Raw genomic sequence first — 11,908 nt, 5'->3', positions numbered from 1 at the left:
CAGCGGTGCGGGACGGTCGTGTCGGTGCGGGCGGGCACACTCGGGCGATGCGGACATTACTCGATCTGGTGCTGCCGGTGCTCTGTGCCGGCTGCGGACGTTCCGGAACCGGATGGTGTGGTGAGTGCGCGGCGAGTCTGGCGGGTCCGCCGCTGCGGGTGTGGCCGCGGATCGATCCGGGGGTTCCGTGCTGGGCGTTGGGGCGCTATCGTGGCCCGGCTCGACAGGCGGTGTTGTCGGCCAAGGAACGTGGGCGCCGGGATCTGGCCGATCCACTCGGTGCGGCGCTGGCGAACGGCTTGGCCCGGCTGTGTGTACCCGACCGTCCGCTGGTGCTGATCCCGGCTCCCACCCGTTCGGCGGCGGCACGGCGGCGCGGTGGCGACCCGGTGCTGCGGATGACGCGAGTGGCAGCGCGGCGGTTGGAGCCGCATTGGCTGAGCGGTTGCCAGGTGGCGCCCGGTCTGCGATTGTGGTGGGGGGTCCGTGATTCGGCGGGATTGTCCGCGCAGCGACGCTGCCAGAATCTACGGGGGCGGATCACCGCTGTTCCGATGCCGCATATACCGACATATGCCCAGGTCGTATTGGTTGACGATGTTCTGACGACCGGGACCACCGCCGCCGTTTCGATACATGCCCTGTCGCGTGTCGGAACCCATGTCGATGGCGTACTGGTGTCCTGTGCGACTTGACTTCGGAAAATTTGCGTGAACGGTGGCGAAGCGCCGTTCGGCGTACTAGCGTCGCGGACACACACCCGGACCGGGAGTTTGGAGGTGGGCCTGGACAACTAGTGCCGGCCGGCTCTCGAATGCAGCCGTTTGGCCGGTACCGATCAATCCCGCCGCACGCGTTTTGGGTGCGGCCAGATCCAGGAGGTACGCGTGACGATTTCTTCACGACCTTCAGTGCGTAAGGCAGACACCACGCAGCTGGACGACCAGCTCGAACAAGCCACGGAACGGCCCCGTCGGACCCGCGCGGATATTGTGGTCAAGGGCCGTAACGTCGAGGTGCCCGACCATTTCCGAGTCTATGTTTCGGATAAATTGTCACGATTGGAGCGCTTCGATCCTTCGATCTTCTTGTTCGACGTCGAGCTGTTCCATGAACGGAATCGTCGACAACGCAAGAACTGTCAGCGAGTGGAGATCACGGCCCGAGGAAAGGGACCGGTGGTCCGGGCCGAGGCCTGTGCGGACAGTTTCTATGCCGCCTTCGAAGCGGTGACCGACAAACTGGAGAGCAGGCTGCGTCGAACCAAGGATCGGCGCCGGGTGCACTACGGGGAGAAGACCCCGGTCTCGGTCGCCGAGGCCACGGCCGAACTGGTCGACGAGATTCTGCCCGATCAGGGCGGTGAAGCCCACGATCACTCACGTCAGGAGACCTCCTCCTATGAGGAGTACGAAGGTCCCGGTCATATCGTGCGCACCAAGGTTCACCCGGCGACGCCGATGACCGTGGACGATGCGTTGTATCAGATGGAGCTCGTCGGCCATGATTTCTTCCTGTTCCAGGACAAGGAAACGGATAGGCCGTCGGTGGTGTATCGACGTCACGCTTTCGATTACGGATTGATCAGACTGGCCTGATCCGTTACCCCATGCCGGCCGGCGCGTGTATGCGCCGGCCGGCATGGGTGGTTATGGGGCCGGTGGGTCCTTCGGCGCCGTTCGGCGGTATCAACCGCGGTAGACCTCGTAGTGCACCGCCTCGTCGACCGGTCGCCGATTCCGCCAGCCGAACCGCTCCAGGTCGGGAACCTGTTGGAACTCCGTCACGGGCCCCACACACAGCCACGCCACGGGGCGGATATGGGCCGGTAGGCCGACCAACTCGGACAGCACCGGCGGATCATAGAACGACACCCAGCCGACGCCGATGCCCTCCGCGGTGGCGGCCAGCCAGAGATTCTGGATCGCGAGAATCGTGGAGTAGAGCCCGGTTTCGGGAATCGAGGCCCGGCCGAGCACATGTGGGCCGCCACGGGAGTCGTCATGGGTGACGACGATGCCGGTGCCGCTCTCCTCGATACCTTCGATCTTGATCGGATCGAATGCGGCGGCCCGGTCCGGTGGCAGCGAGTCGGCGAATTCGCGTCGTTTGTCCGCCACGTGTTTCGCGAAGGTCCGCAGTGTCCGCGGATCGCGCACCACGACGAAATCCCACGGTTGTGAGTTCCCGACACTCGGTGCCCGGTGCGCGGCCGTCAGAATGCGCAGGAGCACGGTGTCGTCGACGAGCTGTCCGCTGAATTCAGCCCGTACGTCCCGGCGGGTTCGGATCGCTTCGTAGACGCTCATTTCCGGGGCACACACAGCTGTCAGTGAACCATGTGACCCGTCGGTCACGGACAGCTCTCCGCCGGTCCGTGACCGAACGGTGCCCGCCCCGCCGGACGAGCACCGATCCGTGTCGCTGTCAGACAGCGCCTGCCAAGGCGGCCCGGGTCCGCCGGGCGAACCGACGGCGGCGTTCGGCCAAGGCGGTGCGCAGTCCGCGGCGGCGTCCGGTGACCGGGTCCACGGCGGCGGTCGTCTTGCCTCCGAACCTGCGTTCGGAGGCGGTCTCCGGGGCGTCATCGGCGGTGGCGCGCAGGTACTTGTTCGGGAGGGACAGTTTCAGGATTGTCCGCCACGCCTTGAAGTACTGCACCGGCAGCGAACCGGTGGTGTAGGGCAGATCGTATTTATCGCACAGCGCGCGCACCTTCACCGCGATCTCGGCGTATCGGTTGCTCGGCAGATCGGGGAACAGATGGTGTTCGATCTGGTGGCTGAGGTTACCGGTCATGAAGTGCATGAGCCGTCCCCCGGAGATATTGGCGCTGCCCAGCATCTGCCGCAGATACCACTCCGCCTGGGTCTCGTTATCGATATCGGCCTTGGTGAATTTCTCGGCGCCGTCCGGGAAGTGACCGCAGAAGATCACGGCATTGGACCAAACGTTTCGGATGATGTTCGCCGTGAGATTCGCGGTCAGGGTGTGGAAGAACGCGGGGCCGGTGAGCAGCGGGAAGAGTACGTAGTCCTTGAGCGCCTGCTTCTTGATCTTGGCCAATACCTCGTCGCGTTTGCGCTCGAACTCGGCACGTTCCGGGGTGCCCGGCTTGTACCGGCCCGCGAAGAGTTTGCCCAATTCCAGATGCTGGATCGCCACGCCGTATTCGAACAGCGATTGCAGGATCAGGTTGTAGAGCGGATTGCCCAGATTGAACGGCTTCCAACGCTGGTCGCGGGTCACCCGCAGCAGCCCGTAGCCGATATCGTCGTCCATGCCGAGCACATTGGTGTACTTGTGGTGCAAGTAGTTGTGAGTGTGCTTCCAATGCTTGGACGGGCCGGCATTGTCCCATTCCCAGTGACTGGAGTGGATTTCCGGGTCGTTCATCCAGTCCCATTGCCCGTGCATCACATTGTGCCCGATCTCCATGTTCTCGATGATCTTGGCAGTGCTCAGCAGGGCCACGCCGGCAAACCAGGCCGGGGGCGCGAAACTGGCGAAAAGCACGGCACGACCACCGATTTCCAGGGCGCGTTGCAAACGGATCACGGCGCGGATGTAGCGGGCGTCCCGCTCGCCGCGTGAGGACTCGATCTCCCGACGGATCGCGTCGAACTCCGCACCGAGGGCTTCCACATCTGCCGCGGTGAGATGCGCGTATTCCTTGATATCCGAGATCGCCATGGGGGCTACCCTACCGTAAGTTACGTCACCGTAGGTTGCCGGAACGCGGCCGGAAAATGTGTCCTATGCCCTATTGTGAAGCGGGGTATGGGGTGATATCGATCGGCCGCGATATCGGATGGTTCTCCGTCAGCGCGACACCATCGGATCCGGACCGATATGGCCGGCGGTGAACGAAATCGCCTCGGCACGGCGGCGGCGCCGAAGTTTGCGCAGTTCCTTTTCCAGTCGAGCCTTCTCTTTCAGAGCCTGTTTGGCCTCGCGCAAATGCTTTTTCTCCTGGCGGGCCTTGTCCCCCAGCACGATCTTCGCCTCGTGCAGGGCCGAGCGCAGTCCGCGGCGTTGTCCGGTCTCCGGGTCTACGCCCCAGGGGCGCTGGTCCGAACCGGCCCATTCCGCGAGAGAGGCGAATTTGCGTTCCGACGAGGTCTCCGGGGCGTCGTCGGCGGTGCGACGCAGAAACCGGTCGGGCAGGGCGAGCTTGTGGATGGTGCGGAAGGCGAGTAGATATTGCCGGCCCAGTGAACCGGTGGTGTAGGGCAGATCGTATTTATCGCACAGTTCCCGCACCCGTGCGGCAATCTCCGGGTACCGATTGCTGGGCAGATCGGGAAACAGATGATGTTCGATCTGGTAGCAGAGATTGCCACTCATGAAGGCCATACCGGGACCGGCCTCGAAATTGGCGCTGCCCAGCATCTGCCGCAGGTACCACTCACCCTGGGTTTCGTCCTCGAGCTGTTCGATGGTGAACTTCTCGGCCCCGTCGGGAAAGTGTCCGCAGAAGATCACCGCATAGGCCCAGAGATTGCGGATCAGATTCGCGGTGGCGTTGGCCTTCAGGGTGGACTTGAACGCTCGTCCGGTGAGCGCCGGGTAGATCAGGAAATCCTTGGCCACCTGGCGGCCGACCTTACGGGCGAACTGTTTGTTCGGCTCCGAACCGATCTGCCACGGCGGGACACCGGCGAGCTGCTTCTCGATGCTCCAGTCGTGGAGCGCGATACCCCACTCGAAGGTTGCCGCCAGAATCAAATTCGCCGCCGGTTGCAGCAGGTGCACGGGCCGCCACCGCTCGTCCCGGGTCATGCGCAGGATGCCGAACCCGAGGTCCTCGTCCTTGCCCAGCACATTGGTGTAGGTGTGGTGGGAATAGTTGTGCGCTCGCCGCCACTGCGTCGAGGGGCCGGTCATATCCCACTCCCAGGTGCTGGAGTGGATTTCCGGGTCGTTCATCCAGTCCCACTGGCCGTGGCTGATATTGTGCCCGAGCTCCATGTTCTCGATGATCTTGGCGACCGACAGCAGCGCTGTCCCGGTCAACCAGGCCCACCGTTTGCGGCTGCCGAACAGAATCGCCCGCCCGGCCAGTTCGAGACCGCGCTGCGCGGCGATGGTACGTCGGATATAGCGCGCGTCGCGCTCTCCCAGTGATGTCTCCACCGAGCGGCGGATGGCATCGAGCTCCCGACCCAGCGTCTCGACATCGGCATCGGTGAGGTGAGCGAACGCTCTGATATCGGTGATGGCCACCGGCGTCCCTTCTGTCGGCGGAATGCATCTGTGCGGAATACGGGACTCAGGAGGATCCGAATCGGTACGAGGCCCGTCGGCCCGGATAGCGGCAGGCTCCGGCATCCGGTACGATCCCGCGAGCTGCTCTCGGATTACCTCCGAGCCTACCGGTCAAACGTGTCGGGTGGGTGGCCGTCGAGTGTTGTCACACGTCCAATGTGCAATCACCTGCCGCCGCCGAGACGCAGGTCTGCACTTTTTCGCCTTCCCGGCGTTCGGTGCCGTTGCGCAGATCTCGGGCGTGCCCGGCGGTGATGGACACCACGCAGGTCTGGCAGATACCCATTCGGCAACCGAACGGCATCTGCACCCCGGCCGCCTCGCCGGCCTCCAGCAGACTCGTGGCGCCGTCGACGGTAGTGCTGCGACCGGTTTTGGCGAAGGTGACCGTGCCTCCCTCGCCGATCTCCGAGCGCTCCAGCTCGAACCGCTCCACATGCAACCGGCTACCGATTCCGGCGTCGCGCCAGTGCTTTTCGATCTCGTCGAGCATGCCCAGCGGGCCGCAGGCCCAGGTCTGGCGTTCTCGCCAATCGGGGTAGCGCTCGTCCAGTTCGGCAAGCCGGAACTTGCCGTGCTCGGCGGTGAGATGGATGTGCGAGACGAAACTCGGATGGCGCTCGTGCAGATCGCTCAGCTCCGCGCCGAACATCACATCGTCGGCGGTGCGTGCGGAATGAATGTGCACCACATCGGTGACGGTATCGCGCCGGTCCATGGCCCGCAGCATCGACATGACCGGTGTGATCCCGGAGCCTGCGGTGAGGAACAGCACCTTGGGCGGCGGCGGGGACGGCAGGACGAACCCGCCCTGGGGCGCGGCCAGCCGCACGACGGTCCCGGGGCGCACCCCGTTGACCAGGTGGCTGGACAGAAAACCCTCCGGCATCGCCTTGACCGCTATGGAGATGACCTTCTTGCCGTAGCGTTCGTCGGTCCAGTCCGGGGGACAGGTCAGCGAGTACGAGCGCCAGTGCCAGCGTCCGTCGACCAGGACACCGATGCCGATGTACTGGCCCGGCTGATAGCGGAAGTCGAAACCCCAGCCCGGTTTGATCACCAGGGTGGCCGAGTCGGCGGTCTCCTTGCGCACGTCCACCACACGGCCGCGCAGCTCCCGAGCCGACCACAGCGGATTCACCAGATGCAGGTAGTCGTCGGGCAACAGTGGGGTGGTGGCCCGAGCCACCGCACCGCGCAGCACGTTCAATCGGCCACCGCGATCGGCCACCGACGCCGCGGGGGCCTCCAACCATTCCCGCACGCCACGCACCGAGATCCCGCTCCGTTTCCTGCCCATGCCCCTGCTCGTCTCCCTGTTTCCACGCCGGTGTCGACGCTTCTCGCGACAAGGTTACGGCATCGTAGGTTCATCGGGGAGAGCCCGGATGCGGACATGCCGCCGCACCCGGTGCCCGAGGTCAGAGCAGATCCAGCAGGAACGGCAGCTCCTGGGCGGCGTACCAGGCCAACTGGTGGTCCTCGGCATCGCCGAGCACGAACTCGGCATCGGGATCGCCGAGATCGGCGGCGTCGATCACATCGACGGCCTTCGCCACCGCGGGCTCGGCGTCGGCGAGATCCACATGCACCGATGCCACCCGCTCATAGGAGATGGGGCCGGACAGTTTGACCACCGCGTCGTCCAGGTCGGGGCGCAGGGTGGCGCCGGTGACGTCGACGGCGATCACCGCTCGACGGTAGATAGGGCCGCTCGCGAAGACGTCACCTCTTGGGGCCGGTTCGTTCCCCTCGTCGGGGGCCTCACCGTCGGGGGAATCGGTCGAGTCGGTGTCCTGATCCGGTTCGTCCGAAGAGCCCACGACCGCCTCTCGCTCGGTGGCCAGCAGCCGCAGCGCGGCCCGGGCGGCCTCGGCCATGGCGACCTCGGAGAGCTCCTCGTCGTCGCCGGAGGCGTACGCCTCCCGCAGGGCGGGGGTCAGCGCGAAGGCGGTGTTGCCGACGGCGTGCAATTTCCGTTCGGTCACCAACTCCCGCAACATCGGCAGGGTGGCGGGCACATACACCCGCATGGTCGTGCGCTCAGAGGCAGGCACCGAGTATCTCCTCCATGGACTCCGGTATGAGGGCGGCCAGTACGGCGATATCCGCCATTGCCTCGCGGTCGGCGTTGAGACCGTAGTAGACCCGTCCGTCGTAGGACGTGATCCCGATACTCGACGCCTGGTTGCGCAGCAGTGGCGACACCGGGTACATCTCCAGCATCCGTGCCCCGCCGATATACATCGGGGTCTGCGGTCCCGGAGCGTTGGTGATCACCAGGTTGAACGTTCGATCCGCGAAGGTGCTCGCCGCCCGCACACTCGCCGCGTGCAGACTGGCCGGGGCGAAACCCGTCAAATGGACCAGGGTGCGGGCCCGAACCGCACGCCGATGCCGACTCTGCTCCTCCATGGCGTGGGAGATATGGGACAGCCGCATCACCGGATTCGGCTCACCCACCGGGAGGCTTATCAGGAACGGCGTCACCTCGTTGGGCACGGTGCGTCCGTCGGTGTCGTCACCGGCATACACCGACATCGGCACCACGGCGCGCAATATGGTCGATTCGACCAGCCCGGCGTCACGCGACATCAGCCACTCGCGCAGAGCGCCGGTGACCACGGCCAGGATCACATCGTTGATGGAACAACCGGTGTGTCGGTGCACGGCGCGGCAGTCGTCCAGCGAGGTCGAGGCCACCGCGAACCGACGCTGGCGGGAGGTGGGTTTGTTCAGCGGGCTGTACGGGGCGCCGCCCACCGTGGAGCGCACGGCCGTGACCACCGTGTCCAGGGTTCGTTCGGCCGCGCCGACCAGGCCGGCGGCATTGTGGCGGGCTTCACGCAGCACCTCGAACGCCGCGCCGGGCCGACCGGCCAGATCGCTCAACACGCCCAACAACAGATCGGCGTCGCTGGGTTCCTGCTGCGGATGCCAGGAATCATTGGCGACCGAACGCGGGGAGTCGCATCCGTCCAGGACGACGTGGCCGATGTCCAATGCGGTCTCTCCGTCGACCAGCGCCGAATGGGTTCGGGTGAACAGGGCACAGCGCCCCTCGGACAGCCCCTCGATCAGATACATCTCCCACAGCGGGCGGCTCGCGTCCAAGGGGCGCGAGGTCAGTCGGGCGACGAGCTCGTGCAGCTGCTCCGCGCTTCCCGGGGCGGGTAGGGCGGAGCGGCGAACGTGATAGGTGATATCGAATCGACTGTCCTCGACCCATACCGGCCGGCCCAGCGACAGCGGTATCTCGCGGACCTTTCGTCGATAGCGCGGCACCAATGACAATCGGGATTCGACCAGGTCGACCAGGCTCTCGTAGTCCAAGGCGGGACCGTTGCCGTTGGAGGACGAGTCGGTGGAGTTGTCCAGGATGAAGAGCGAACCTATGTGCACCGGGTTGCTGCTCGATTCCATACGGAAAAAGGACGCGTCCTGCGGTGTCAACCTGGTGATCACCTGTTCGCTGCTCCTTCCGCTGCCGACTGTCGCCCATTGTGCTCCTGTCGGGGCCGTTCCGCCGCCAGGCCCGCCATAATCCGGGTCGGTCCGTTCCGTCGGGGCGGCTCGAGGGAGGTGATACGGATCGTCGCCGGGCCACAGGCGGAGGTACGCCTACCATGGGAGCCGCACTACCATGAAACGAGCTGCGACTTCGGTGCCGGTCCTGTCTCTGCGGGGCCGCCGGAGCCGGATGGTTCACCATGAGACGACACCGACCAGAGGACTGACGACACCCGTGCCTGCGCTGACACTGACGAGGTTGCTTCGGATTGGTGAGGGCCGCATGGTCAAGCGCCTCGCCCATCTCGCTGACGAGGTGCTCGCGCTCGAGCCGGACTACGAAGATTTCACCGACGCCGAGCTGCGGGCCAAAACAGAGGAGTTCAAAGCCCGCTACGCCGATGGGGAAACCCTCGACGACCTGCTGCTCGAGGCGTTCGCGGTGGCGCGGGAGGCGTCGTGGCGGGTGCTGAATCAGAAGCACTACAAAGTGCAGATCATGGGTGGCGCCGCCCTGCACCTGGGCAATATCGCCGAGATGAAGACCGGTGAGGGCAAAACCCTCACCTCGGTCCTGCCCGCCTACCTCAACGCCATCAGCGGTGATGGTGTGCATATCGTCACAACCAACGACTACCTGGCCAAACGCGACTCCGAGTGGATGGGTCGCGTGCACCGGTTCCTCGGCCTGGAGGTCGGGTCGATCCTGTCCGGGATGACTCCGGCGCAGCGCCGGGCCGCCTACCACGCCGATATCACCTACGGCACCAACAACGAGTTCGGCTTCGACTATCTGCGCGACAATATGGCCCATTCGCTGGAGGACCTGGTCCAGCGCGGGCACAACTTCGCCGTGGTCGACGAGGTCGACTCCATCCTCATCGACGAGGCCCGTACCCCGCTCATCATCTCCGGCCCCGCCGACGCCTCCAGCAAGTGGTACGCCGAGTTCGCCCGGATCGCGCCGCTGCTGAAGAAGGATGTGCACTACGAGGTCGACATCAAGAAGCGCACCGTCGGTGTGCACGAGGCCGGGGTGGAGTTCGTCGAGGATCAGCTCGGCATCGACAACCTGTACGAGGCGGCCAACTCGCCGTTGGTGAGCTACCTGAACAACGCCATCAAGGCCAAGGAGCTCTACCAGCGGGACAAGGACTACATCGTCCGCAACGGTGAGGTCATCATCGTCGACGAGTTCACCGGCCGCATTCTGGTGGGTCGCCGCTACAACGAGGGCATGCACCAGGCCATCGAGGCCAAGGAGGGGGTGGAGATCCAGCCGGAGAACCAGACGCTGGCCACCATCACCCTGCAGAACTACTTCCGTCTCTACGACAAGCTGTCCGGTATGACCGGTACCGCCGAGACCGAGGCGGCCGAGCTGCACCAGATCTACAAACTGGGTGTGGTGCCCATCCCGACCAACCGGCCGATGATCCGGCAGGATCAGCCCGACCTCATCTACAAGACCGAAGAGGCCAAGTTCGCGGCCGTGGTCGAGGATGTGGCGGAGCGGCACGCGAAGGGCCAGCCGGTACTGATCGGCACCACCAGCGTGGAGCGCTCGGAGTATCTGTCCAAGCAGTTCACCAAGCGCGGCATCCCGCATACCGTGCTGAACGCGAAGTTCCACGAGAAGGAAGCCGAGATCATCGCCCAGGCCGGTCGCCCCGGCGCGGTGACCGTCGCGACGAATATGGCCGGCCGCGGTACCGACGTGGTGCTCGGTGGTAACCCCGACATCATCACCGATATCGAACTGCGTAAACAGGGCCTGGACCCGGTGGAGACCCCCGAGGAGTACCAGGCCGCCTGGTTGCCGACGTTGGAGCAGGTGAAGGCCCGCACCGCCGCCGACGCCGAACAGGTGCGCGAGGCGGGCGGACTGTATGTGCTCGGCACCGAACGGCACGAGTCGCGCCGGATCGACAACCAGTTGCGCGGTCGGGCCGGTCGTCAGGGTGATCCGGGTGAATCCCGTTTCTACCTGTCGCTCGGGGACGAGTTGATGCGCCGCTTCAACGGTGCCGCCCTGGAGGCGATCATGGTCCGCTTGAACCTGCCCGACGATATGCCGATCGAGGCCAAGATGGTGTCGCGGGCCATCAAGAGCGCGCAGACGCAGGTCGAGCAGCAGAACTTCGAGATCCGCAAGAATGTGCTCAAGTACGACGAGGTGATGAACCAGCAGCGCACCGTCATCTACAAAGAGCGCAACCGGATCCTGCGCGGCGAGAACATGGAGGGCCAGGTCCAGGAGATGATCACCGACGTGATCACCGCCTATGTCGACGCCGCCACCGCCGAGGGCTATGTGGAGGACTGGGACCTCGACAAACTGTGGACCGCGCTGCGGAGCCTGTATCCGGTGAGCGTCGACTACCGTGACCTCACCGGTGAGTCCGGAATCGAGGAGCATGGTGACCTGACCCGGGAGGAGCTGCTGCAGATCCTGCTCGACGATGCGCACGACGCCTACGCCAAGCGGGAGGCGGAAATCGATGGTCTCGCCGGCGAGGGCAGTATGCGCACCCTGGAGCGTCAGGTGCTGCTCTCGGTGCTCGACCGTAAGTGGCGGGAACACCTCTACGAGATGGACTATCTCAAGGAAGGCATCGGTCTGCGCGCCATGGCGCAGCGGGACCCGCTGGTGGAGTACCAGCGTGAGGGTTTCGACATGTTCATGGCGATGCTCGACGGCCTGAAGGAGGAATCGGTGAGCATGCTGTTCCACCTGCAGGTCGAGGTGCAGCAGCCGCCGCAGCCGGAGGGGATGCCGGTGGATTCGGGGCTGCGTTCCCCGGTCGGCGCGATGGCCGGCGCCCGCCCCATCCCACCGCAACCGCCGATACCCGGTGGATCTGTGGCTCCCGCGCCGCTGCGCGCCCGCGGAATCGATCAAAGCGGTCCGCGCGGTCTGAGCTATTCCGGTCCGGATGAGGGTGGTCACGCCGAAGTGCGCAGCGACGCCCAGGAATACGGCTCCGGCGCCCCCCGGCAGGGCACTCGTCGGGAGCGTCGTGAGGCGGCCCGGGCGCAGAGCAAGCCGCAGCAGCGGGGAGCGAAGAGCCGCCGCCGGCACTGAATTCGATCCATCACCACGGACGGCGCCCCTCGAAAGGGGGCGCCG

The 11,908-nt window shown here is 65.2% G+C and carries 9 protein-coding genes; 3 read left to right on the top strand and 6 right to left on the bottom strand.

Features of this window, described 5'->3' with window-relative positions:
• The first annotated feature begins 47 nt into the window (after nucleotides 1–47).
• Entirely contained in the window at nucleotides 48–695 is a 648-nt protein-coding gene (locus ON32_RS16255) for a ComF family protein (protein WP_040791772.1), read from the top strand.
• Between the two features lie 240 nt (nucleotides 696–935).
• On the top strand, nucleotides 936–1,598 hold the full coding sequence (hpf, locus tag ON32_RS16250) for a ribosome hibernation-promoting factor, HPF/YfiA family (RefSeq protein ID WP_040791945.1): 663 nt from the start codon (nucleotides 936–938) through the stop codon (nucleotides 1,596–1,598).
• Between the two features lie 90 nt (nucleotides 1,599–1,688).
• Here the strand turns inward: hpf and bluB are convergent, their stop codons facing one another.
• The 6 genes from bluB to ON32_RS16220 all read right to left on the bottom strand — a co-directional run bounded on the left by bluB (nucleotide 1,689) and on the right by ON32_RS16220 (nucleotide 8,733).
• Complete coding sequence (bluB, locus tag ON32_RS16245; protein WP_040791944.1) at nucleotides 1,689–2,309, bottom strand: 5,6-dimethylbenzimidazole synthase; 621 nt, start codon at nucleotides 2,307–2,309, stop codon at nucleotides 1,689–1,691.
• A 118-nt stretch (nucleotides 2,310–2,427) separates the two neighbouring features.
• A complete protein-coding gene (locus ON32_RS16240; protein ID WP_040791771.1) occupies nucleotides 2,428–3,693 on the bottom strand; it encodes a fatty acid desaturase family protein in 1,266 nt (421 codons plus the stop codon).
• Nucleotides 3,694–3,822: 129 nt separating this feature from the next.
• Complete coding sequence (locus tag ON32_RS16235) at nucleotides 3,823–5,226, bottom strand: fatty acid desaturase family protein (RefSeq protein WP_051133323.1); 1,404 nt, start codon at nucleotides 5,224–5,226, stop codon at nucleotides 3,823–3,825.
• A gap of 187 nt (nucleotides 5,227–5,413) precedes the next feature.
• Nucleotides 5,414–6,568: a ferredoxin reductase gene (locus ON32_RS16230; protein ID WP_040791770.1), complete on the bottom strand. Its 1,155-nt coding sequence runs from the start codon at nucleotides 6,566–6,568 to the stop codon at nucleotides 5,414–5,416.
• Nucleotides 6,569–6,689: 121 nt separating this feature from the next.
• Nucleotides 6,690–7,301 (bottom strand): DUF6912 family protein, encoded by a 612-nt coding sequence (locus tag ON32_RS16225; protein ID WP_040791769.1) that lies wholly within the window; start codon nucleotides 7,299–7,301, stop codon nucleotides 6,690–6,692.
• Nucleotides 7,302–7,311: 10 nt separating this feature from the next.
• Entirely contained in the window at nucleotides 7,312–8,733 is a 1,422-nt protein-coding gene (locus ON32_RS16220) for a WS/DGAT/MGAT family O-acyltransferase (protein WP_040791768.1), read from the bottom strand.
• A 280-nt stretch (nucleotides 8,734–9,013) separates the two neighbouring features.
• Between ON32_RS16220 and secA the strand changes: the two genes are divergently transcribed.
• The gene (secA, locus tag ON32_RS16215) at nucleotides 9,014–11,863 is read left to right on the top strand and encodes a preprotein translocase subunit SecA (protein ID WP_040791767.1); all 2,850 of its coding nucleotides are present in this window, start codon (nucleotides 9,014–9,016) and stop codon (nucleotides 11,861–11,863) included.
• Nucleotides 11,864–11,908 lie beyond the last annotated feature (45 nt).

The organism is Nocardia paucivorans NBRC 100373 (genome assembly GCF_000308675.1).
GTDB classification, from domain to species: domain Bacteria; phylum Actinomycetota; class Actinomycetes; order Mycobacteriales; family Mycobacteriaceae; genus Nocardia; species Nocardia paucivorans.
This window is presented reverse-complemented; position numbering and strand designations above follow the sequence as displayed.